Here is a 24,083-nt window from a genome sequence, read left to right as displayed (position 1 = left end):
GGAATTCTTCGTGATTACGTTAATTGGTCATCCTGAAAGCAAACGCACATTTTATTTTTGCCAGGCAGCGTCACGCTTACAGGAACCTATCAACGTGGTAAGCTATGATCAAGCGCTTACCCTGCCCTTAAATAAAGGCATGGTAAAAATTGATCCCCCCTTACATCAGGAAACAGATATTCGCTTAATTAATACAGTTAGCCAAAACTATATTAGTTTTTTACAAAAAATGGCTACCAGAAGGGAAATCCATTTTATTAACTCACCAAAAGGTATTATTCATCTTCTGGATAAACGCCATTGTAAACACCGATTAATCGAGCACGCGATCCCGACACCGCCAATATTCGCGGATGATGTCCGTAGCTACGATCAACTGATCGCCTGTATGTACAGCGAAAAGGTTTATCGCGTGTTTATTAAGCCGAATCTCGGATCAGGGGCCGCCGGGATGCTGGCTTTAAATTTACATCCCGGTGATAACCGTCAGGTGCTTTATTGCGCCATCCAGGTTGCAGGTAACAGACTGATGAACAGTAAACACATTATCCGCTATGAAAACAGCGATGATATTACGTTGATTGTGAATACTATTTTGCAACAAGACAATATTATCGAACGCTGGCTGGCAAAAGCCAGGGTGGGCAATAAAAGCTACGATTTACGCATAGTGTACGTTAATGGCGAAATCGTCTGGCGGGTTGTCAGAACATCATCACAGCCGATCACCAATTTGCATTTACAAAATGAAGCTATCCGTTTTGCCGATCTTAATTTATCCGCAGAAAAAGTAGCTGAAATTGATACGCTTTGTCTCAACGCCATGAACCTCTATCCGGACGTACACATTGCCGGGCTTGACGTATTACTCACGCAAAATTTAACACCCTATATTATCGAAATTAACGGCCAGGGCGATCTTATTTATCAGGACACCTGCGAACAAAACAAAATTTATCAACGCCAGATTCAGGTAATGAGAGAACACCATGTATAACGTAACAGACGAAGTACCGGAAAATACCCGCACGGCAATCCATTCCTGCGATGGCGAAATCAATTTAAATGATTTGATTGTCAGGGGAGCCAATGTCTTGTTTGTGGTGCTTGACTCCCTGCGTTTTGATATTGCGTTTCAGGAACAAGAGGCGGGCAATACGCCGAACATTAACCGCTATGGTCGCTGGATAAAGTGCGAAGCCGCTGGCAATTTTACCTGGCCTTCGCATCATTCGATGTTTTCTGGTTTTATGCCTAAGCCGCTGGAAGCCGCACCGGGCCATTCAATGCTCTTTTTTCCCAAAGATATTGGTTTAGGGCGTTTAGGGCCAAAAAATGCGTTCGCATTCAGCGAAGAGACGTGGATTAAGGGGCTGGAAAACAAAGGTTACCGCACTATCTGCGTGGGTGGCGTCTCCTTTTTTAATAACCGTTCAGGGATGGGGAAAGTGTTCCCGGCGATGTTTAAAGAGAGTTACTGGTATCCTAATTTCTCCTGCACGGTGAAAGAGAGCATGGATAATCAGCTCACCTTAATTAATAAAAAGGTGAACGCTGAACAGCCGCTGATGATGTATATCAATATCGACACCATTCATTATCCGAATCATTTTTATATTGAAAATGCCAAGCCTGGCGATACGGTAGAAACTCACGCCGCTGCCCTGCATTATATTGATGCGAGAATCGAAAAACTTTTCGACACCTTCCGGCAAACCGGAAGAGAGACGTTAGTTATTCTCTGTTCCGATCATGGCACTTGCTACGGGGAAGACGGAAAATATTTCCACAGTTTTAACCATCCGATTGTGAATACCGTACCCTATTTTCACTTTGTGTTAAATGGCAAAACCGATGAATAATGAATCGATTTATCAGCAATATATGTACAGTTACCCGCATAAGACCGCTTATCGGGAATTAAACAATATTGCTTTTGCGGATGTGAAGTCGCGTATTTACGAGCATAAAACACATCTCTATATTCATATGCCCTTTTGCCAGAGCCGCTGCGGGTTTTGTAATCTCTTTACCTGCACGGGGGCAGACAATGCCTTTATCGACAACTACATAGAAGCAATTATTATCCAGGCCCGGCAAATGCAACTTGCGCCTGTAGACTGGGCCAGTTTTACCATTGGCGGCGGTACGCCATTGCTGCTTAATGTCGGGCAGCTGTGGCGGTTGTTTTGCGGGGTGTTTGATGAATTACAGGTCGATACGCAGATTTTTAAGGCAATTGAAACATCGCCTTCCGATACCACCGCCGAAAAGGTCGCGTTATTGCGCCAGCTTGCGGTAAGCCGCGTCAGTATTGGTGTTCAGAGTTTTAACGATCTGGAACTTGCCACATTACACCGCCGCCATAGCGCGGTAAATGCCCATCGGGCGCTGGGGCTACTGCGCAGGGGTAATTTCCCGATAATCAATATTGATATTATTTACGGTATTCCTGGTCAAACAGCCGCAAGTTTAATGGCGTCGCTTAATCAGGCATTAGATTATCAGCCTGACGAACTTTTTTTATACCCGCTGTATAACATGCCGCGCCAGCCGGATATGTATAGCCTCTATATTGAAGCCCGCGATCGCTTATTGCATGAAGGTTATACGCAAACGTCAATGCGCCGTTTTGTGCGGGTAAATAATGATTCGGCGGCTGAAAGTTGTGGCTTTGAAAATTCGCTGGCGCTTGGCGCGGGCGGGCGCAGTTATCTTGGCAATTTACATTACTGCACGCCGTGGTCGCAAAACCAGCCCGCATCGCGGCAAATTGTCACGGATTTTATCGCCCGGCCAGATAAGACCCAGATTCACCACGGCTATGTTCTTTCACAAGCAGAAATGAAGCGGCGTTTTATTATCAAGAATCTCTTTTTCTATAAAGGGCTTTCATTAAATGATTATCAGCGCCAGTTCTCTTCACAGGTATTAAGCGATTTTCCCCTGCTGGGCGATTTTATCAAACAAGATTATTGCCACCAGCACGATAATCGCATTCTGCTCACCGCGCAGGGTTTAGCGCTTTCGGACCAGCTTGGCCCGCTGTTTATTTCCCCGGAAGTTCGCAGGCTGGAGACGCATAAACGATGACGCTCAAGCAGATCCAGACGCTGATTTATCGCGGCGAGATAAAGTCGTGTAATTATCGCTGTGGTTATTGCCCTTTTCATAAACAAGACCGCAATGATAAGCAGCAGGATGAAGCGGCATTATGGCGCATGGTTGAGCATTTACCGGCGCTGGGTTCACCATTAAATGTGTTGATTACGCCCTACGGCGAAGCATTGCGTTATCGTTATTATATGGCGGCGATGGCGGAAATCAGCCGTTATTCCCATGTCCAGGCAGTGGGTATTCAGACCAACGCCTCTTTTAATTTATCCACCTTAGTCGCGACTTTTCAGCACTCTCAGGGCGATTTAGCAAAGCTGCGGCTGTGGTGTTCGTTTCATCCTTCCCAGGTCAGTAAAGAAGTTTTCCTTAAACAGTTACTGGCAATTAAGGACACGGGGATTACCTGTTCTGTGGGGGCCGTCGCCAGCGTAGCCGACTATGACGAATTACAGTGGTTACGCGCGCATCTTCCTCCCGATATCTATTTCTGGCTAAACGCCAATGAGCGCGATAAAAGGCCCACCAGCGACGAAAGAAATAGCCAGTTTCAGTTGCTGGACCCGCTTTATCATCTGGAAACCAGCCTCTGGCCTGCGAATGTCGAGTTTTGTATCGGCGGCAAAAAGAGCGTGTTTATGAATGCTGATGGCGATCTCTTCGCCTGTAATATCAGCAAAATTAAAATCGGCAATTTATATCAGCAGCAACTTTCATCTCCAGCCTGTATGGCCCGGCAGTGCCACTGTTATCTGGCTTATCATCTGCGTCAGGATATTCCGGCCCTCTCACAATTTGATGCTGAACGCTGCTTTCGGATCTTCTCGTTATGATCTGCCGGTTAATTGCGCTCGATTTAGACGGCACATTGCTGAACAGCAAGAAAATGATTTCCCCTGCGTCTGTTTCGGCACTGCAAAGCGCGCAACAGGCAGGTGTGAAGATTATCCTCGCCACCGGACGTTCGCACAGCGAAGCCCTGCCTTATTATCAGCAATTGCAGTTAACCGAGCCGATGATTTGCTGTAACGGCAGTTATCTTTATCATCCACGACAGCGGCAAATATTGCGTCCGCTGCCGCTGGATACCCAAAAGGTGGAACAGCTACGACGCTGGTTTTCACAACAAATATTGCAGCCAAATATTTATACGTACAATGATTTTGTTTTGCAGATTAGCCTGGTGCACCGCAAGGCTTCGTTATTGCGCCAGACAGAGGAATTTGCCCGGCAAGAATTATCGCTGGCCTGTAGCTGGTCCTGGCATCATCAACTGGATATTACTCAGGCGGGGTGCGATAAAGGCAAAAGTCTGCTCTGGTATGCCCAGCAGCAAAATATCGCGCTGGATGAAATTATTGCCTTTGGCGACAACGATAATGATGCGGGAATGTTGCAGATGGTTGGGAAAGGTATTGCGATGGGCAATGGCAGCGTTCTGGCAAAAGCCTGCGCTGACTGCGTTATCGGTCACAACAACACAGATGCTATTGCGGATTTTCTTGATGCACAGGGTTTCAGATGACGCCTGATGCGATGCTTGCGCATCTTATCAGGCCTACAAAAGCAAAAAACCTGCCATCGCTGGCAGGTTTTTTATGACTAAAAAACGAAATTAATCGTCTTTCGGTGCGCGGTTGGCGCGACGACGATCGTTTTCCGTCAGGTGACGTTTACGAATACGGATAGAGGTCGGAGTCACTTCTACCAGTTCGTCATCATCGATGAACTCCAGCGCTTGTTCCAGCGTCATGCGGATAGGCGGAACCAGAACAACGGCTTCGTCAGTACCGGAAGCACGCATGTTGGTCAGTTTCTTACCGGTCAGACAGTTTACAGTCAGGTCGTTAGAACGGCTGTGAATACCGATAATCTGACCTTCGTAAACTTCGGCACCGTGACCGAGGAACAGCTTACCGCGATCCTGCAGACCGAACAGCGCGAACGCTACCGCTTTACCCTGACCGTTAGAGATCAGTACGCCATTCTGACGCTGACCCACTTCACCCGGACGTACGTCGTCGTAGTGGCTGAAGGTGGAGTACAGCAGACCCGTACCAGAAGTCATGGTCATGAACTCAGAACGGAAGCCAATCAGACCACGGCTTGGGATCACGTAGTCGAGACGTACGCGGCCTTTACCGTCTGGATTCATGTTTTTCAGGTCGCCTTTACGTTCGCCCAGCGCCTGCATCACAGAACCCTGATGCTGTTCTTCAACGTCCAGCGTCACGTTTTCATACGGCTCTTGTTTACGACCGTCGATTTCACGGAAGATAACTTTCGGACGGGATACCGCCAGTTCGAAACCTTCACGACGCATGTTTTCGATCAGAACAGACAGGTGCAGTTCGCCACGACCAGATACGCGGAACGCATCGGCGTCTTCGGTTTCTTCTACACGCAGCGCAACGTTGTGTACCAGTTCTTTGTTCAGACGATCCAGAATCTGACGAGACGTTACGAACTTACCTTCTTTACCGCAGAACGGCGAGGTGTTAACGCAGAAGAACATAGAAACGGTCGGCTCATCAACGGAGAGTGCCGGCAGCGCTTCAACGTTTTGCGTGTCGCAAACGGTGTCGGAAATGTTCAGTTCGCCCAGGCCCGTGATCGCCACGATATCGCCAGCTTCCGCCAGATCGGTTTCGATACGTTCCAGACCGAGGTGGCCCAGCACTTTACCGACTTTCGCGTTGCGGGTTTTGCCTTCGCTATCGATGATAGTAACTTGCTGGTTCGGCTTCACTTTACCGCGCTTGATGCGGCCAATGCCGATAACGCCAACATAGCTGTTGTAATCGAGCTGAGAAATCTGCATCTGGAACGGACCGTCAAGGTCAACGTCCGGCGCAGGAACGTGGTCAACAATTGCCTGATACAGCGGGGTCATGTCTTCCGCCATATCTTCGTGGTCAAGACCCGCGATACCGTTCAGCGCAGAAGCGTAAACGATCGGGAAGTCCAGCTGCTCGTCGGTCGCGTCGAGGTTAACGAACAGATCGAATACCTGATCCACAACCCAATCAGGACGCGCGCCAGGGCGGTCAACTTTGTTGATAACAACAATCGGCTTCAGGCCGTAAGCAAACGCTTTTTTGGTTACGAAGCGCGTTTGCGGCATCGGGCCGTCAAATGCGTCAACCACCAGCAGCACTGAGTCTACCATGGACATTACACGTTCAACTTCACCACCGAAGTCGGCGTGCCCCGGGGTATCAACGATGTTGATACGGTAATCATTCCATTTGATAGCGGTGTTTTTCGCGAGGATGGTAATCCCACGCTCTTTCTCCAAATCGTTGGAGTCCATCACGCGCTCTTGGGTTTCGGCACGAGAGTCGAACGTACCAGATTGTTGGAGCAGCTTGTCTACCAGGGTGGTTTTACCATGGTCTACGTGCGCGATGATGGCGATATTACGCAATTTTTCGATCACAACTTTGCCTCAGGCATTAGAAATAGCGCGTTATTGTACACGGATTAATCGCACTACAAAACAGGATCACAAACATCCTCCGCAAACAAGTATTGCAGAGTCCCTTTGTGATCGCTTTCACGGAGCATAAAAAGGGTTATCCAAAGGTCATTGCACCAATATGGTGCTTAATGTTTCCATTGAAGCACTATATTGGTGCAACATTAACATCGTGGTGCAGCCCTTTTGCACGATGGTGCGCATGATAACGCCTTTTAGGGGCAATTTAAAAGTTGGCACAGATTTCGCTTTATCTTTTTTACGGCGACACGGCCAAAATAATTGCAGATTTCGTTACCACGACGACCATGACCAATCCAGGAGAGTTAAAGTATGTCCGCTGAACACGTACTGACGATGCTGAACGAGCACGAAGTGAAGTTTGTTGATTTGCGCTTCACCGACACCAAAGGTAAAGAACAGCACGTCACTATCCCTGCTCATCAGGTGAATGCTGAATTCTTCGAAGAAGGCAAAATGTTTGACGGCTCCTCGATTGGCGGCTGGAAAGGCATTAACGAATCCGACATGGTGCTGATGCCAGACGCATCCACCGCAGTGATTGACCCGTTCTTCGCGGACTCTACCCTGATTATCCGTTGCGATATCCTTGAACCAGGCACCCTGCAAGGCTATGACCGTGACCCGCGTTCCATCGCGAAGCGCGCTGAAGATTACCTGCGTTCTACTGGCATTGCCGACACCGTACTGTTCGGGCCAGAACCTGAATTCTTCCTGTTCGATGACATCCGTTTCGGCGCGTCTATCTCCGGTTCTCATGTTGCCATCGACGATATCGAAGGTGCATGGAACTCCTCCACCAAATATGAAGGTGGTAACAAAGGTCACCGTCCGGCAGTGAAAGGCGGTTACTTCCCGGTTCCGCCGGTAGACTCTGCGCAGGATATCCGTTCTGAAATGTGTCTGGTGATGGAACAGATGGGTCTGGTGGTTGAAGCCCATCACCACGAAGTAGCGACTGCTGGTCAGAACGAAGTGGCTACCCGCTTCAATACCATGACCAAAAAAGCTGACGAAATTCAGATCTACAAATATGTTGTGCACAACGTAGCGCACCGCTTCGGTAAAACCGCGACCTTTATGCCAAAACCGATGTTCGGTGATAACGGCTCCGGTATGCACTGCCACATGTCACTGTCTAAAAACGGCGTCAACCTGTTCGCTGGCGACAAATATGCAGGTCTGTCTGAGCAGGCGTTGTACTACATTGGCGGCGTAATCAAACACGCTAAAGCAATTAACGCCCTGGCAAACCCGACCACCAACTCTTACAAGCGTCTGGTCCCGGGCTACGAAGCACCGGTAATGCTGGCTTACTCTGCACGCAACCGTTCTGCGTCTATCCGTATTCCAGTGGTTTCTTCTCCGAAAGCACGTCGTATCGAAGTCCGTTTCCCGGACCCAGCGGCTAACCCGTACCTGTGCTTTGCTGCCCTGCTGATGGCCGGTCTTGATGGTATCAAGAACAAGATCCACCCAGGCGAAGCCATGGACAAAAACCTGTATGACCTGCCGCCAGAAGAAGCGAAAGAGATCCCACAGGTTGCAGGCTCTCTGGAAGAAGCACTGAACGAACTGGATCTGGACCGCGAGTTCCTGAAAGCCGGTGGCGTGTTCACTGACGAAGCCATTGATGCGTACATCGCTCTGCGTCGCGAAGAAAATGACCGCGTGCGTATGACTCCGCATCCGGTAGAGTTTGAGCTGTACTACAGCGTCTAATAGTTGAAGTTGTACTACCCGGTGCAAAGAAGGCCGGGATTTAGTTGCCGTGGAAACTTTCAGCCCATCTCTGCATGGGCTTTTTTCTCCGTAACTTCTTTGATGCTTCGCGCTTTTTATCCGTAAAAAGCTATAATGCACTAAAATGGTGCAACCTGTTCAGGAGACTGCTTTATGGCAACAGGCACGCAGCCCGATGCTGGGCAGATCCTCAACTCGCTGATTAACAGTATTTTGTTAATCGATGACAACCTGGCGATCCATTACGCCAACCCCGCCGCGCAACAACTGCTCGCCCAAAGCTCCCGCAAATTGTTTGGTACGCCGTTACCGGAACTGTTGAGCTACTTCTCATTAAATATCGAGCTGATGCAAGAAAGTCTGGAGGCGGGGCAAGGTTTTACCGATAACGAAGTGACGCTGGTCATCGACGGGCGCTCGCATATCCTTTCTGTGACGGCCCAGCGTATGCCGGACGGCATGATCCTGCTGGAGATGGCACCGATGGATAACCAGCGCCGATTAAGTCAGGAACAGCTACAGCACGCCCAGCAGGTTGCTGCCCGTGATTTAGTGCGCGGCCTGGCGCATGAGATTAAAAATCCGCTTGGCGGTTTACGTGGTGCAGCGCAGCTGCTCAGCAAAGCATTACCTGACCCGTCACTGCTGGAATATACCAAAGTGATTATTGAACAGGCGGATCGGCTGCGAAATCTGGTCGACCGTCTGTTGGGGCCGCAACTGCCCGGTACGCGCGTTACCGAAAGTATTCACAAAGTGGCTGAACGCGTGGTGACGCTGGTGTCGATGGAACTGCCGGACAACGTGCGGTTGATTCGTGATTACGACCCCAGCCTGCCGGAACTGGCGCACGATCCGGATCAAATTGAACAGGTATTGCTGAATATTGTGCGCAATGCGCTACAGGCGCTGGGGCCGGAAGGTGGTGAAATCATTCTGCGTACCCGCACCGCGTTTCAACTGACCTTACACGGCGAGCGCTATCGGCTGGCGGCGCGGATTGATGTGGAAGATAACGGGCCAGGCATTCCGCCTCATTTGCAGGATACGCTGTTTTACCCGATGGTCAGCGGCCGCGAAGGTGGCACCGGGCTTGGCTTATCCATCGCCCGTAATTTGATTGATCAGCATTCAGGCAAAATTGAATTTACCAGTTGGCCAGGTCATACCGAGTTCTCGGTTTACCTGCCTATCAGGAAATAAAGGTGACGTTTATGCAACGAGGGATAGTCTGGGTAGTCGATGACGATAGTTCCATCCGTTGGGTGCTTGAACGTGCGCTCGCTGGAGCAGGTTTAACCTGTACGACGTTTGAGAACGGCGCGGAAGTGCTGGAGGCGCTGGCGAGCAAAACACCGGATGTACTGCTGTCGGATATCCGTATGCCGGGAATGGACGGGCTGGCGCTGCTCAAGCAGATTAAACAGCGCCATCCGATGCTTCCGGTCATCATTATGACCGCACATTCCGATCTGGATGCTGCCGTCAGCGCCTATCAACAAGGGGCGTTTGATTATCTGCCCAAACCATTTGATATCGACGAAGCCGTGGCGCTGGTTGAGCGCGCCATCAGCCATTATCAGGAACAGCAGCAACCGCGTAATGTTCAGCTTAACGGCCCGACGACCGATATCATCGGCGAAGCGCCAGCCATGCAGGACGTGTTCCGGATTATCGGTCGGCTTTCACGTTCTTCTATTAGCGTGCTGATTAACGGCGAATCCGGCACCGGTAAAGAACTGGTCGCTCATGCCCTGCATCGCCACAGTCCTCGAGCCAAAGCGCCGTTTATCGCGCTGAATATGGCGGCTATCCCGAAGGATTTGATCGAATCAGAACTGTTCGGTCACGAGAAAGGCGCGTTTACCGGCGCGAATACTATTCGTCAGGGGCGTTTTGAACAGGCCGATGGCGGCACGTTATTCCTCGATGAAATTGGCGATATGCCGCTGGATGTGCAGACGCGTTTGCTGCGCGTACTGGCAGATGGTCAGTTTTATCGCGTTGGCGGCTATGCGCCGGTGAAAGTAGATGTGCGGATTATCGCTGCGACCCATCAGAATCTCGAACAGCGGGTACAGGAAGGCAAGTTCCGTGAGGATTTGTTCCACCGCCTGAACGTTATCCGCGTTCATCTGCCGCCATTGCGCGAGCGTCGGGAAGATATTCCCCGTCTGGCACGCCATTTTTTACAGGTTGCCGCGCGAGAGCTGGGCGTAGAAGCGAAGTTGCTGCATCCGGAAACCGAAGCCGCGCTGACGCGTCTGGCATGGCCGGGTAACGTACGCCAGCTGGAAAACACCTGTCGCTGGCTAACGGTGATGGCCGCCGGGCAGGAAGTGTTGATTCAGGATTTGCCTGGCGAACTGTTTGAATCAACGGTTGCGGAGAGTACTTCGCATATGCAACCGGACAGTTGGGCAACGCTGTTAGCGCAGTGGGCAGACAGAGCGCTGCGTTCCGGTCATCAAAATTTGCTTTCCGAAGCGCAGCCTGAGCTTGAGCGGACGTTACTGACGACCGCGTTGCGACATACGCAGGGGCATAAACAGGAAGCTGCGCGGCTACTTGGCTGGGGGCGTAACACCCTGACGCGGAAGTTAAAAGAGCTGGGGATGGAGTGATTCACAGCTTGTGTGTAAAGATTGATTATTGAGCGCAAATTGCTTGTATTTTGCTCTTTACTGTTCCGATAAGTTCAGTATGATCTTGCCCGGAAAACGGGGAGAGTCATTATGCTGGAATCAATAATTAATCTGGTATCGAGTGGCGCAGTTAACAGCCACACACCGCAAACTGCCGTTGCTGCCGTGCTGTGTGCTGCGATGATTGGGCTGTTTAGCTGAAGCTCGTTGTTTATGCCGGATGCGGAGAAAGTCGTAGGCCTGATAAGACGCGACCAGCGTCGCATCAGGCATCATGCTCAGATGCCGGATGCAGCGTAAACGCCTTATCCGGCCTACAAAAGCAATAATTTCAACAGGTTTTCTTAACCAGCGCATCAGGCAATCTTGTTCTCAGCACATTGATGGCGCTTTCGTTTTCTACTTTGTAAACGAAGCGCCATTCACCATTCAAATCACCCGTGAGAACTGCTGCATCCGCGCTTTCTGGCGCAGATAGGTATCAAAGCACATGCAAATGTTGCGGATCAGCAGGCGACCTTTCGCCGTTACCTGAATCCCCTTCTCATCCACATCCACCAGCCCATCTTTTGCTAACGGGGCAAGCAGCTTGAGATCTTCTGCAAAGTAGTCAGCGAAGTGCAAATCCCACTGTTGCTCAATGGGGGCATAATCCAGACGGAAGTTGCAGATGAGCGACTTAATCACATCGCGACGAATACAGTCATCACGCGTTAGCGCAATACCACGCCACAGCGCATTGCCTTGTTCATCCACTTGCTGATAGTACTGCTTCAACTCTTTCTGATTCTGCGCGTAGCAGTCGCCAATCATGCTGATGGCGGAAACGCCCATCCCCAGCAGATCGGTATCGCCCTGAGTGGTGTAGCCCTGGAAGTTACGATGCAGCACGCCTTCACGCTGGGCCACCGCCAGCTCGTCATCCGGGCGAGCAAAGTGATCCATACCGATAAACTGATAGCCCGATTGTGTCAGGAAGGCGATGGTTTCCTGCAGGATATCGAGTTTTTGCTGTGGACTCGGCAGGTCAGCATCTTTGATTTTTCGCTGAGCAGCAAAAATGGTCGGCAGATGCGCATAGTTAAAGACGCTCAGACGATCGGGGTTCAGCTCCGCCACGCGTTTCAGGGTAAAGGCGAAACTCTCCGGCGTCTGTTTCGGCAGGCCGTAAATCAGGTCGATGTTGGTGGAGGTAAAGCCAATCTCACGCGCATGGTTAAGCAGTGCAAAGATGAACTCTTCATCCTGCTCGCGGTTAACCAGACGTTGCACTTCTTTGTTGAAGTCCTGCACGCCCATGCTCAGGCGATTAAAGCCTTCGGCGCGTAAATGATCGAGTACATCCAGTTCGATTTCCCGCGGATCGACTTCGATCGAAATCTCCGCATCGGCATTGAACTGGAAGTTTTCGCGCAGCAACTTCATCAGTCGGCTGATTTGCGCTTTGTTCAGATACGTCGGCGTACCACCGCCCCAGTGCAATTGGCTGACGTGACGCCCGGCGAACAGCGGTGCACGATGGACGATTTCTTGCTCCAGCGCGTCCAGATACTGATCGGCCTTGTGCTGCTGGCGAGTAACAATCTTATTGCAACCGCAGAAGTAACAAAGCTTATGGCAGAACGGGATATGTACGTAGAGAGATAATGGACGCTCAGGATAGCGCGCCACGGCTTGTAAAAACGCCTGTTCGCCGAAGTCTTCTGAAAACTCCAGCGCGGTCGGGTACGAGGTGTATCGTGGCCCGGAATAGTTATATTTCTGGATCAGGGCCAGATCCCAGTCGATTTGCTGTACAGACATGCTCACTCCTTCCGATGGCGTCTCTGGCGGCTACGGCGTACCGGCGGATGCCCGTTTCGAGTCATCAGCCGGTTGCGCAGCCACTTTTGTCGCCGCGACAACCGCTGTAGTTTAACGAATAACCACACCAGATAACATATAACCGGAAGGGTTATCAGCAGAACGGGAAGGCCCACGGCGGCAATCCGTTAGTTGCCCCGCAGCAGACGCATCATGTCTTCTTGCTTCTCGTCTTCTTCCTCTTCTTCGTCATCGTCATAAGAGAGGCCGAGTTTCTGCATCAACTCATCAATACGATCCAGTTTGGCATCCACCCAGGATTGCTCTTCGGCGCTCAGGGTTTCGCCTGCCTCCAGACGTTCCAGCAGCGCATCCAGACGCTCATCCGTTTCCAGTAACTCCAACTCCGCCTGCGGTGAAAGCATAGGTTTCTCACTCTTCGGTTTGTGCTGTTTGGTGACTTTTTCAGTCACGCCCAATGGAATAGGGGTTTTACTGCCAATACGTGGATCTTTCGGTGCGTTCTGGCCTTTGCTGCCTGACGTGGTGTTACCGCCCGCTGCGCGGCTGCCCGGCGCATGACCACGACGTTTTTTCTGACGCTTGCGGTCACGAGCTTCCTGATCCAGCTCCTCGCGTGTTTTTCGACGCGCTTTTGCATGACCTTTGCTGCGTGAGTTTGAAGATGATGGTTTCATAATGGTTCGTCTTTTAGCCGTTTTATTCAGTATAGATTTGCGGCGGAATCTAACAGAAAGCAAGCAAAGAAAAAAGGCGACAGATTACTCTGTCGCCTTTTTTCCTGACTCATAACCCTTAACGGGTCTTACAATCCTTGCAGGCCGCCAACACACCCTGTTTTTCCATTAGCCGGAACAATCCGTGTTGATTCCATTTCCGTTTAATTACGTCTCCGGACGTTTGTCTTCCTGACAATCCTCTGTCTTCGCCTCCTGGCGCTCCTGACCCTCATCCTGAGTCATTGTTCCTGTTAGCGTCCTCGCTCTATGGGTGCTACTTTACGCCTTTGCTTTAAACAAACAATCAACCGCCATCAGTATTTGCACATTTTCAGAGTTTTATATAAAAGCAATTAACTGATTTATATAGCTTATTTGACATGCATCGCAGAATTTTCTCTGCTATTTCGCATAAAGACTATCGGCAATGTCTCACAAAGCGTATGGCTTTTACTTACAACGCTCACGCCGAAAAATCCGCCTTTTATTATGGTTCAGGTATAATCGCCGCAAAGCTTTGACTGACGGAGACGACCGCTTTGACTAATTTGAATTATCAACAGACGCATTTTGTGATGAGTGCGCCTGATATTCGCCACCTACCTTCCGATACCGGAATTGAAGTGGCTTTTGCAGGCCGTTCCAACGCAGGTAAATCCAGCGCGCTGAACACGCTGACTAACCAGAAAAGCCTGGCGCGGACCTCAAAAACCCCAGGGCGCACCCAGCTTATCAACCTGTTTGAAGTGGCTGACGGCAAGCGTCTGGTTGACCTGCCCGGCTATGGCTACGCGGAAGTCCCGGAAGAGATGAAGCGCAAATGGCAACGCGCGCTCGGCGAATACCTCGAAAAACGTCAGAGCCTGCAAGGTCTGGTGGTGCTAATGGATATTCGCCATCCGCTGAAAGATTTGGATCAGCAGATGATTGAGTGGGCGGTAGACAGTAATATCGCCGTTCTGGTGCTGCTGACCAAAGCGGACAAACTGGCAAGCGGCGCACGTAAAGCACAATTGAATATGGTGCGTGAAGCAGTGCTGGCGTTTAACGGTGATGTGCAGGTTGAAACGTTCTCTTCACTGAAGAAACAAGGCGTGGACAAGCTGCGGCAGAAACTGGATACCTGGTTTAGCGAGATGCAGCCTGTAGAAGAAACGCAGGACGGCGAATAATTTTCTTGCCTTAATGCTTGTGCCGGATGTGGCGTATCCGGCTCTGGCATAGGCCTGAGAAGCATCAGGCATTACGATCTTTTCTTTCGCCCAATAAAAAACGCCCCAGTCATTACTGACTGGGGCGGCTAAAATATTCAGCCAAATCCGATTACGTGAAGTAAAAGGTCTGAAAGATAGAACATCTTACCTCTGTACCCTACGCGACTAACTTTACTCTTTTTTGTTCAGTTCAGAAAGCATTTTTTGTAATTTTTTTTCAGTTGTTGCATAGGAATTTCTAATAGCCATCACAAAACGTGACAGCTTATGTTGCTTACTTACGAAAAAAGGGCATGTTCAGGCGAATCTTAGTGCGCCTGATCCCAGTTTTCGCCACTCCCCACTTCCACCAGCAACGGCACGTCCAGACGGGTACAGTTTTCCATCAGTTGATGAATCTGTTTCGCGACGGCATCGACATCATCTTTATGAACTTCAAATACCAGTTCATCGTGTACCTGCATAATCATACGCACACGCGGTTGCTCAGCTTGTAACCACGCATCAACGGCAATCATCGCTCGTTTGATAATGTCGGCGGCGGTTCCCTGCATTGGCGCGTTAATGGCTGCACGTTCAGCCGCTGCACGACGAGCACCATTGCTGGATTTGATATCCGGCAGATACAGACGGCGTCCGTCCAGCGTTTCAACGTAGCCCTGCTCTTTCGCCTGAGCACGGGTGCGTTCCATATACTCCAGCACGCCAGGGTAGCGTTCGAAGTAAAGGTCCATGTACTTCTGCGCTTCTTTACGTGGAATGTTCAATTGCCGCGCCAGACCGAAAGCACTCATGCCATAAATCAGACCAAAGTTGATCGCTTTCGCGCTACGGCGTTGCTCGCTGGTGACGGTTTCCAGTGGCAAACCAAACACTTCTGCCGCCGTAGCCCGGTGGATATCTTTTCCTTCCGCGAATGCGGTCAGCAAGCCTTTGTCACGCGAGAGATGCGCCATAATGCGCAGTTCAATCTGCGAGTAGTCCGCCGAGACAATCACATAATCCTCTGGCGCAATAAACGCCTGGCGGATACGACGACCTTCTTCGTTACGCACCGGAATGTTTTGCAGGTTAGGATCGGTTGACGATAAACGTCCCGTTGCGGTTACTGCCTGGTGATAAGAGGTATGTACACGCCCGGTTTTCGGGTTGATCATCAGCGGCAGCTTGTCGGTGTAGGTCGATTTCAGCTTCGCCAGACCACGATACTCCAGAATCACTTTTGGCAACGGATAGTCCAGCGCCAGTTCTTCCAGTACCTCTTCCGACGTTGACGGCGCACCACCCGGCGTTTTCTTCAGCGGTTTAATGCCCTGTTTTTCAAACAGAATGGTTTGTAACTGCTTGGTGGAAGAAAGGTTAAATTCTTCACCTGCAATTTCATGCGCTTTCTTTTCCAGCTCAGCCAGACGAAGAGTGAGCTCTTCAGAATGATTGTGCAGCACTTTCGGATCGATCTTCACACCGTTACGTTCAATGCGTGAAAGCACCGGCACCAGCGGCATTTCGATGTTCTCGAAGACGTTCAACGGCCCTTTGTGTTTTTGCAGATCCGGCCACATTTTCAGATGCAGCTGCAAGGTGACATCGGCATCTTCGGCTGCGTAACGTCCGGCCTCTTCGAGGGCAATCTGGTTAAAGGTCAGTTGATTTTTGCCTTTACCCGCAATCTCTTCAAAAGTGATGGTTTTGTGCTTCAACCAACGTTCCGCGAGGCTGTCCATATCGTGACGCCCGGCAACGCTATTGAGAATGTAGGATTCAAGCATGGTATCAAACGCAATCCCACGCAGCTCAATGCCGTAATTCGCCAGAATACCGCGATCGTATTTTAGGTTTTGCCCAACCTTCAGCGCCTTTTCATCTTCCAGCAGCGGTTTTAGCAGCTCGAGTGCACGCTCACGAGAGATTTGATCGGGCGCATCAAGATAATCATGAGCAACCGGAATATATGCCGCTACGCCTGGCTCGATAGCAAAAGAAAGCCCGACCAGGTTGGCAGAGATGTTATCGAGGCTGTCGGTTTCGGTATCAAATGCAAATACCGGCGCTTTTTCCAGCTTCGCAATCCACGCTTTCAGTGTTTCTTCATCAAGGATGGTGACGTAGTTGTCATAAGAAATCACCGTTGCCGTCACTTCTGGCGCTTCGTCTGCAACACTGGTTTCCTGCGGCTTCGCGGCTGGTTTTGCCCCTTTGGCCTGTAACCATTTGCCCGCTTCGACATCAGCAGTCCAGCGTTTGAACTCATACTTTTTGAACAGCCCCAACAACTCCTCCGCCGCCGGTTGCTGCACTTCCAGTTGTTCACAGGTCAGCTCCAGTTCAACGTCGGTTTTAATCGTCGCCAGCTGGTAAGAGAGATAAGCCACTTCTTTGTTTTGCTCGAGCTTCGCCGCCATTGTTTTCGCACCACGGAAGCTCAACCCAGCAATTTTTTCTGGCTCGGCATACAGCGTATCCAGTCCGCCAAGACCTTGTAGCAATGCTTGCGCGGTTTTTTCACCGACGCCCGGTACGCCAGGGATGTTATCAGAGGAGTCACCCATCAGCGCCAGGAAGTCGATGATCAGTTCTGGCGGCACGCCGTACTTATTCACCACCTCTTCCGGGCCGAGGATGGTATTCGTCATGGTATTGATAAGCGTAATATTTGGCGTCACCAGCTGCGCCATATCTTTATCGCCAGTGCTGATCAGCACCGGACGCCCGGCTTTTTCGGCTTCCCGCGCCAGAGTACCGATAACGTCGTCCGCTTCTACGCCAGAAACCGCCAGCAGCGGCAGTCCCATCGCTTTAACCATCGCGTGCAAGGGTTCGATTTGTGCACGCAGATCGTCCGGCATTGGCGGGCGATGTGATTTGTAATGTTCAAACAGTTCATCACGAAAGGTTTTTCCCTTGGCGTCAAAGACCACCGCTGCATGCGTCGGTTTATATTGCATGATTAGACTGCGCAGCATGTTGAGGACACCATACATCGCACCGGTCGGCTCGCCTACGCTGTTAGTCAGCGGGGGAAACGCGTGATATGCGCGATAAAGATAAGATGAACCATCTACAAGGATAAGTGGATTTTGGGGGATCTGAACCATAATGTCCGTGCCTGTTTATCAGATTATGGGTAAAGGATGCCACAGACAGGATGAAAACATGAGTTTTTCACCGCTTTTCGTGAAAATCTTTTGTAGATCTTCTGGATCGCTCGCAAATCGTCATGTGGATAACTTTGTGCATAAATTATTTACATCGCTTTTAATTTATTATCATGCTTTTTACAGCATGATGTTTGTCTTTGCTTTTCATACAGTTAAATATAAAGCCATCCCTAATAATTGTGATAATGGGATTTTTTCTAATGTGGATAGATATGAATTATTTTTCTCCTTAAGGATCATCCGTTATTTGGGGCGTTTTCTGCTAAAATCGGCGCCTTGCGCTTCTTTAGCGCACTGTCTATGGCTAACCTTTTGAATAAATTCATTATGACGAGAATACTCGCTGCGATAACCCTTTTGCTGAGTATCGTATTGACCATTTTGGTCACAATTTTTTGCTCCGTCCCGATCATCATTGCCGGGATTGTAAAACTATTGCTACCTGTGCCAGTCATTTGGCGAAAGGTTTCGCGTTTTTGTGATTTTATGATGTATTGCTGGTGTGAAAGTCTGGCGGTATTACTGCATCTGAACCCACACCTGCAATGGGAAGTTCACGGGCTGGAAGGGTTAAGTAAGAAGAACTGGTATCTGCTTATTTGTAACCACCGTAGTTGGGCAGATATTGTCGTACTGTGCGTGCTGTTTCGTAAGCACATTCCGATGAATAAATATTTCCTCAAGCAGCAGCTTGCCTGGGTGCCATTTCTTGGCCTGGCATGCTGGGCGCTGGATATGCCGTTTATGAAGCGTTATTCCCGCGCTTATTTATTACGTCATCCGGAACGACGTGGTAAAGATGTTGAAACCACCCGGCGTTCTTGTGAAAAGTTTCGCCTGCACCCCACCACCATTGTCAATTTCGTTGAAGGCTCCCGTTTCACGCAAGAAAAACATCAGCAAACCCACTCCACTTTTCAAAACTTGTTGCCACCAAAGGCGGCAGGCATTGCGATGGCGCTAAATGTACTGGGTAAACAATTCGATAAACTGCTTAATGTTACGCTGTGTTATCCGGACAATAACCGTCAGCCGTTCTTCGATATGTTAAGCGGTAAACTGACGCGAATTGTCGTACATGTGGATTTGCAGCCTATTGCCGATGAGTTACATGGCGACTACATCAATGACAAAAGCTTTAAGCGCCATTTTCAGCAATGGCTGAACTCACTGTGGCAGGAAAAAGACCGGCTTCTGACGTCGTTGATGTCATCACAGCGGCAGGACAAGTAAATTTTGCTCGCCTCTGAATGAGCAGAGGCGAGTGAGTATTTTAATGAACAAAACGTCCGGCACGAGACATAAATTCTTCTTCGCTCATCTCCTGTCCGTTAAAAACAACTTTACCCGGTGTATAACGCAGTTGCAGCGAGGCGGTATTGTTGTCAATCGTGATTAACTGAAACATCTGACCTAATGTCATCATCCCGCTGATTTGTTTATCAGCCTGCTTTTGCGCTTTTTCCGCATCCATCCCTTCAGATAAATTAAGCTGTTTTGCGGTTTCTGTGACGACATTAAGCGGTAACTTCACATCAAAATTGAGCGATTTAATATCTTTGTTTGTGGATGATGAGGATTTGGCTGGGTCGGCAATACTGATATCCAGATTGGCATTTAGTTCGCCGAGTGCGTTCTTCCATCTTACCGGTTGTTTAATGGTCGGCTCACTTTTTTGTAATAACGGTAAATACTCTTTGAACAATGCAGCATTCACTTCTTGCAGAGCAACTTCATCGTTTGCTAACTCAGGGTGTGCAGCAAGCTGCTTCTGCATCGCAATGTTATACTGAATGATAAATTGGCGCACCGCTGAGGGATCAATAGATTCCGCAATCAAGGACCACTCACCACTACCGAGTTGCTGATTTCCTTTTGTTAACTTATCAAGTTCGTAGGTCAGATTGACATTGATATAATCTTTGTCTTTAACGCGATCCAGCCTGGTTTTTGCAACGAAAGCATCGATTTGGGCAACGTCTTCTCCCTGATTGATAATGTTAATCTGATTGAATTTCGACTCGCTTTCGCCAACCGGAAATTTCTTTTCTTCTAATCGCGTTAGAGAATCAATGGTAAAACTTTTCGCCGTTACTTTATTCAATGGCGATAATTCCAGAACAAGATCTTCGACTTTGCCTTCAATATCCAGATTAGACAATGAACTACCATCACCATTAAAAGTAAACTGGCCCTCACCAAAAGAAAACTTTCCATATTTTGCAGGGGCAACATCTAATGTCGTGGAGAATGAGCCACCAAACGCGAATCGCAATGTCGCTTCCACGGGCGATTTATTTTTTGCGGCGATAAATAGCGGTTGTGTCAGTTCATTATTCACTAAGTTCACTTTTGCCGCTGCCAGTGCGGGGATGACATTACCACGCATTAACATTGTGATGGGCAACGGACCGTGCTCAACATCCACATCAAATGCAACTTTCTGGCCTGGCTTGATATTGAGATCGGGTGCACCGTTATCAAATGTCATTTGCATTTGAAAATGAGAATTAAAAAAGCCTTTGTCAAAGTTTTTATAACTTAACGTCATATCGTAGGCATGTTCACCTTTCTTTTTAGCATCGTTAAAATCTTTAATGAACTTTTCGACACCAGGCTGAATTTGCGTACCTGTGTACCATGTGCCACCACCCCAGATTACGGCTAACGCAACAATAACACCTGTAGCTGACTTACGTATCATATAAATATTCCCTGATAAAACAGCAAAACTTTGAATATCCACTTATGCTGAAATAATGTCCAGCGGCAGGACGCATTATCAGAATGTATTTATATTTATTAAATAATAAAAAAAGCCCGTGAATATTCACGGGCCTTATGTAATTCACAATGAATTATTTTTTCTCGGACAGATATTTCACAGTATCAGCATACTGCTGAACAAAAACATCCATATTGCTGGTATCCATACCCTGCGGATTCAGCTGATATTTACCGTTAACAAACATCGCCGGAACGCCACGCAATTGCACGTCAGCTGCAGCTTTTTCCTGCTGAGCGACCAGGGATTTCACCACGAAGCTGTTCCACGCCGCGTCGTACTCTTCACCTTTAATACCTGCGTTGATAAATACATCGCGGATATCAGATGCTGAACGAATGGTCTGGGTTTTCTGTACGCCTTCAAACAGCGGAACAGTGACTTTGTCTTCCACGCCCAGTGCCATCGCCACTGCCCATGCCTGAGTCAGATCTTTGCCCAGGTCACCCCCCATGAAGTTGACGTGGTATTTAGTCATCTTCACGCCTTCCGGCAGTTTTTTCTTCACGTTATCAGAAATATGCAGAACTTCTTCAAACTGATAGCAGTGCGGGCAGAAGAAAGAGAAAAACTCCAGCACTTGCGGCGCGCCAGCTACCGGTTTTTCCAGGGTAGTGTACTGTTTACCATCTTCATACTGCGCCGCCGATGCGCTAAACGCTAAAACTAAACCAGCCAGCGCCAGCCAAATCTTTTTCATGATCTACTCTCTCCGATTAATACATAGGTGTTAATTGCAAAGGGGGTTCTTGTAGAACTTTTGCCTGTTCTATAAAAGTCGCCGTCTGTCGCAGCCAGTAATCTTCCCCGGTTAACCACGGGAAATTTTTCGGGAACGCGGGATCAGCCCAACGCCGCATTAGCCAGGCAAGATAATAAACCAAACGCATGGCGCGTAAAGGTTCAATCAGTCCGATTTCAGCGGTGTCGAACTCGCTAAATTCTTCATAAGCCTCAATAATAGTTTCCAGTTGCATCCGCTGCTCAGCTTTATCGCCATTGAGCAACATCCACAAATCCTGAATAGCCGGACCATTACGTGCATCATCCAGATCAACGAACATTGGACCATCGCGCCAGAGAATATTCCCGGCGTGGCAGTCTCCATGTAGCCGCAGAACGGTAAAATCTTCCCGCCAGTGTGCTGTAACGGCGGCGATCAGCTCATCTGTCGCTTTCAGGAATGCCGCTTTTAACCCGGAAGGTATCAATGTAGCGTCCTCAAACAGCTTGCGTGGCTCAATGAGGTATTCATTCAGACCGATGGTCGGGCGATGGATAAAAAGCTGTTTGCGCCCCGTCTGGTGCATACGCCCTAAATAACGCCCAACCGCTTCCATCTGATCGATATTATCAGCTTCGAACTGGCGACCACCGACGCTTGGAAAAACAGCGAAATAAAATCCCTGATGATTCAATAAAGTCTGACCATTAAAGGCCACAGGTGCTGCGACCGGAACTTCATCGTTAACCAGCTGCAACGCAAATTGATGTTCTTCGAGGATTTGATCGGCTGTCCAACGTTCAGGGCGATAAAATTTGACGACAAAACGTCGACGCTCTTCGTCCTGAAATTGATAGACACGGTTTTCATAGCTGTTAAGCGGGGTAAGACCGGAATCCACCCGGATCCCATGCTCAAACAGAGCGTCCATGATGGTATCCGGGTGTAGTGTCTGGAAAGTAAAAGCGCTGTTGTTCATCCCATCATCCGGAAAACATTACGAATGATGAAGGATATCATTTCACGATGATTTTGGTTGCGCCGCTTACAAGCTTTTACTCTTTAATTACGCCACGTGCGCGTAATAGCGCCGTTTTGAAATCTTCTTCATAATCTTTCTGCAAACCCGGGATCACCGCATCTTTCGCGGAATCACGCATTTTCAGGTGATAGATCAGAATGTCATCCGTCAAATCCGCCAGTTCGCCGTCAAAACCTGACTCTTTCGCCAGTTTCTGCAAAAATTGCAGCAGGTTAAGGTCTGGCTCTTTTTGCCAGGCTGGCTGGAGGAGTTCAATAACTTCATTCAGACGTTTACATTTCATAGTGATGCTCCTTACTCTTGAGACAGACACGTTAGCAGGGTCAATCCCACAATAAAAGAGGCGATATCGGTGAATCTGATGACGACGATAACAGGCGTTGTGCTGGCGGGCGGTAAAGCCAGACGAATGGGCGGCGTAGATAAAGGATTGCTTGAATTAAACGGCAAACCATTATGGCAACATGTCGCTGACGCGCTTATGACGCAGCTCTCTCACGTCGTGGTTAATGCTAATCGTCATCAGGAAATCTATCAGGCAAGCGGTCTGAAAGTGATTGAAGATTCACTGGCGGATTACCCAGGCCCTCTGGCAGGAATGCTTTCAGTAATGCAGCAGGAACCTGGTGAGTGGTTTTTGTTTTGTCCATGCGATACGCCTTACATTCCCCATGATTTAGCCGCCAGGCTTAATCATCAGCGCAAAGATGCGCCTGTCGTGTGGGTCCACGACGGTGAACGCGATCACCCGACTATTGCTCTGGTAAACCGCGCAATTGAGCCTTTATTACTGGAATATCTGCAAGCAGGAGAACGCCGGGTAATGGCATTTATGCGTCTGGCTGGCGGTCACGCGGTCGATTTCAGCGATCATAAAGATGCATTTGTAAACGTGAATACGCCAGAGGAGCTTGCCCGATGGCAGGAAAAACGATGATACCGTTACTCGCCTTTGCCGCGTGGAGCGGCACTGGAAAAACTACGCTGCTGAAAAAACTGATCCCGGCATTATGCGCCAGAGGGATCCGTCCGGGACTGATTAAGCATACGCATCATGATATGGATGTTGATAAGCCAGGCAAAGATAGCTATGAACTGCGCAAGGCTGGCGCGGCGCAAACCATCGTTGCCAGCCAGCAACGATGGGCTTTGATGACGGAAACGCCAGACGAAGAAGAGCTGGATCTACATTTTCTCGCAAGTCGAATGGATACCTCAAAGCTGGATTTGATTCTGGTCGAAGGGTTTAAGCATGAAGAGATCGCAAAGATTGTGCTGTTTCGCGATGGAGCCGGACATCGACCGGAAGAATTAGTGATAGACAGACATGTTATTGCTGTAGCCAGTGATGTGCCGCTTAATCTTGATGTCGCGTTACTGGATATTAATGATGTTGAGGGGCTGGCTGATTTTGTGGTGGAGTGGATGCAAAATCAGGACGGATAAGCAAGAGTAGTCTGGATCAGACGCGCCAGCGTCGCATCCGACCTTTTTCTGCACCAGCGCAAAAAGGCCATCCTGACGGATGGCCTTCTGCTAAATTTGATGCCTGGCAGTTCCCTACTCTCGCATGGGGAGACCCCACACTACCATCGGCGCTACGGCGTTTCACTTCT

General features: G+C 49.3%; 22 protein-coding genes and 1 pseudogene. 13 read left to right on the top strand and 10 right to left on the bottom strand.

The window, feature by feature from the left end; genetic code table 11:
- Positions 1-10 precede the first annotated feature (10 nt).
- The 5 genes from FQ015_RS15740 to FQ015_RS15720 are packed head-to-tail and all read left to right on the top strand — an operon-like array spanning position 11 to position 4,639.
- A complete protein-coding gene (locus tag FQ015_RS15740) occupies positions 11-997 on the top strand; it encodes an STM4014 family protein (protein ID WP_160524246.1) in 987 nt (328 codons plus the stop codon).
- The gene (locus FQ015_RS15735) at positions 990-1,862 is read left to right on the top strand and encodes an STM4013/SEN3800 family hydrolase (protein ID WP_160524245.1); all 873 of its coding nucleotides are present in this window, start codon (positions 990-992) and stop codon (positions 1,860-1,862) included. Before FQ015_RS15740 ends, FQ015_RS15735 begins: the two co-directional genes overlap by 8 nt.
- Positions 1,855-3,093 carry an STM4012 family radical SAM protein gene (locus FQ015_RS15730; protein WP_160524244.1) on the top strand — a complete coding sequence of 413 codons (1,239 nt, stop codon included), beginning with the start codon at positions 1,855-1,857 and terminating at the stop codon, positions 3,091-3,093. Before FQ015_RS15735 ends, FQ015_RS15730 begins: the two co-directional genes overlap by 8 nt.
- Positions 3,090-3,947, top strand: a complete 858-nt coding sequence (locus FQ015_RS15725; protein ID WP_160524243.1) for an STM4011 family radical SAM protein — start codon at positions 3,090-3,092, stop codon at positions 3,945-3,947. Before FQ015_RS15730 ends, FQ015_RS15725 begins: the two co-directional genes overlap by 4 nt.
- Complete coding sequence (locus FQ015_RS15720) at positions 3,944-4,639, top strand: Cof-type HAD-IIB family hydrolase (protein WP_039021158.1); 696 nt, start codon at positions 3,944-3,946, stop codon at positions 4,637-4,639. The genes FQ015_RS15725 and FQ015_RS15720 overlap by 4 nt, the downstream gene beginning before the upstream one ends.
- A gap of 90 nt (positions 4,640-4,729) precedes the next feature.
- Here the strand turns inward: FQ015_RS15720 and typA are convergent, their stop codons facing one another.
- Positions 4,730-6,553 carry a ribosome-dependent GTPase TypA gene (gene typA / locus FQ015_RS15715; RefSeq protein ID WP_000570668.1) on the bottom strand — a complete coding sequence of 608 codons (1,824 nt, stop codon included), beginning with the start codon at positions 6,551-6,553 and terminating at the stop codon, positions 4,730-4,732.
- Between the two features lie 372 nt (positions 6,554-6,925).
- Between typA and glnA the strand changes: the two genes are divergently transcribed.
- From glnA to FQ015_RS15695, 4 genes are all read left to right on the top strand, one after another.
- Positions 6,926-8,335 (top strand): glutamate--ammonia ligase, encoded by a 1,410-nt coding sequence (glnA, locus tag FQ015_RS15710; protein WP_001271704.1) that lies wholly within the window; start codon positions 6,926-6,928, stop codon positions 8,333-8,335.
- Positions 8,336-8,509: 174 nt separating this feature from the next.
- Complete coding sequence (glnL, locus tag FQ015_RS15705; protein ID WP_000190577.1) at positions 8,510-9,559, top strand: nitrogen regulation protein NR(II); 1,050 nt, start codon at positions 8,510-8,512, stop codon at positions 9,557-9,559.
- 11 nt (positions 9,560-9,570) lie between these two features.
- On the top strand, positions 9,571-10,980 hold the full coding sequence (gene glnG / locus FQ015_RS15700) for a nitrogen regulation protein NR(I) (RefSeq protein WP_136758565.1): 1,410 nt from the start codon (positions 9,571-9,573) through the stop codon (positions 10,978-10,980).
- Between the two features lie 111 nt (positions 10,981-11,091).
- Positions 11,092-11,202: a YshB family small membrane protein gene (locus tag FQ015_RS15695; protein ID WP_160449795.1), complete on the top strand. Its 111-nt coding sequence runs from the start codon at positions 11,092-11,094 to the stop codon at positions 11,200-11,202.
- Between the two features lie 228 nt (positions 11,203-11,430).
- Here FQ015_RS15695 and hemN read toward each other — a convergent pair whose 3' ends face one another.
- The 3 genes and pseudogenes from hemN to FQ015_RS24265 form a co-directional block, all read right to left on the bottom strand.
- Positions 11,431-12,804 (bottom strand): oxygen-independent coproporphyrinogen III oxidase, encoded by a 1,374-nt coding sequence (gene hemN, locus FQ015_RS15690; RefSeq protein WP_000116093.1) that lies wholly within the window; start codon positions 12,802-12,804, stop codon positions 11,431-11,433.
- A gap of 188 nt (positions 12,805-12,992) precedes the next feature.
- Entirely contained in the window at positions 12,993-13,502 is a 510-nt protein-coding gene (gene yihI / locus FQ015_RS15685; RefSeq protein ID WP_001295266.1) for a Der GTPase-activating protein YihI, read from the bottom strand.
- 118 nt (positions 13,503-13,620) lie between these two features.
- Positions 13,621-13,787, bottom strand: a pseudogene (locus FQ015_RS24265) (hypothetical protein).
- Between the two features lie 296 nt (positions 13,788-14,083).
- Here FQ015_RS24265 and yihA point away from each other — a divergent pair.
- The gene (yihA, locus tag FQ015_RS15680) at positions 14,084-14,716 is read left to right on the top strand and encodes a ribosome biogenesis GTP-binding protein YihA/YsxC (RefSeq protein WP_000183349.1); all 633 of its coding nucleotides are present in this window, start codon (positions 14,084-14,086) and stop codon (positions 14,714-14,716) included.
- 137 nt (positions 14,717-14,853) lie between these two features.
- On the opposite strand, the gene FQ015_RS24735 is transcribed toward yihA, so the two are convergent.
- Both FQ015_RS24735 and polA read right to left on the bottom strand, forming a co-directional pair.
- Positions 14,854-14,901, bottom strand: a complete 48-nt coding sequence (locus FQ015_RS24735) for a spot 42 RNA, inhibition of DNA synthesis (protein ID WP_071892919.1) — start codon at positions 14,899-14,901, stop codon at positions 14,854-14,856.
- Positions 14,902-15,066: 165 nt separating this feature from the next.
- Positions 15,067-17,853: a DNA polymerase I gene (gene polA / locus FQ015_RS15675; RefSeq protein ID WP_039021159.1), complete on the bottom strand. Its 2,787-nt coding sequence runs from the start codon at positions 17,851-17,853 to the stop codon at positions 15,067-15,069.
- Positions 17,854-18,216: 363 nt separating this feature from the next.
- Between polA and FQ015_RS15665 the strand changes: the two genes are divergently transcribed.
- Entirely contained in the window at positions 18,217-19,149 is a 933-nt protein-coding gene (locus FQ015_RS15665) for an acyltransferase (protein ID WP_032304181.1), read from the top strand.
- Between the two features lie 40 nt (positions 19,150-19,189).
- On the opposite strand, the gene FQ015_RS15660 is transcribed toward FQ015_RS15665, so the two are convergent.
- The 4 genes from FQ015_RS15660 to FQ015_RS15645 form a co-directional block, all read right to left on the bottom strand.
- Positions 19,190-20,620 carry a YdgA family protein gene (locus tag FQ015_RS15660; RefSeq protein ID WP_039021160.1) on the bottom strand — a complete coding sequence of 477 codons (1,431 nt, stop codon included), beginning with the start codon at positions 20,618-20,620 and terminating at the stop codon, positions 19,190-19,192.
- Positions 20,621-20,774: 154 nt separating this feature from the next.
- Positions 20,775-21,401, bottom strand: coding sequence for a thiol:disulfide interchange protein DsbA (dsbA, locus tag FQ015_RS15655; RefSeq protein ID WP_000725337.1), 627 nt, complete (start codon positions 21,399-21,401; stop codon positions 20,775-20,777).
- Positions 21,402-21,417: 16 nt separating this feature from the next.
- A complete protein-coding gene (gene srkA, locus FQ015_RS15650; protein ID WP_039021161.1) occupies positions 21,418-22,404 on the bottom strand; it encodes a stress response kinase SrkA in 987 nt (328 codons plus the stop codon).
- 76 nt (positions 22,405-22,480) lie between these two features.
- Entirely contained in the window at positions 22,481-22,750 is a 270-nt protein-coding gene (locus tag FQ015_RS15645; RefSeq protein WP_001295263.1) for a YihD family protein, read from the bottom strand.
- A 69-nt stretch (positions 22,751-22,819) separates the two neighbouring features.
- Here FQ015_RS15645 and mobA point away from each other — a divergent pair, with 69 nt between their 5' ends.
- Positions 22,820-23,404: a molybdenum cofactor guanylyltransferase MobA gene (mobA, locus tag FQ015_RS15640; protein ID WP_039021162.1), complete on the top strand. Its 585-nt coding sequence runs from the start codon at positions 22,820-22,822 to the stop codon at positions 23,402-23,404.
- Positions 23,386-23,913 carry a molybdopterin-guanine dinucleotide biosynthesis protein MobB gene (gene mobB, locus FQ015_RS15635; RefSeq protein ID WP_000907615.1) on the top strand — a complete coding sequence of 176 codons (528 nt, stop codon included), beginning with the start codon at positions 23,386-23,388 and terminating at the stop codon, positions 23,911-23,913. The genes mobA and mobB overlap by 19 nt, the downstream gene beginning before the upstream one ends.
- Positions 23,914-24,083 lie beyond the last annotated feature (170 nt).

It is taken from the genome of Escherichia sp. HH26CH (assembly GCF_009820205.1).
Classification (GTDB): Bacteria; Pseudomonadota; Gammaproteobacteria; order Enterobacterales; family Enterobacteriaceae; genus Escherichia; species Escherichia coli_F.
Note: the sequence above shows the minus strand (reverse complement) of the source record. Positions and strands in the feature narration are given on the sequence as shown.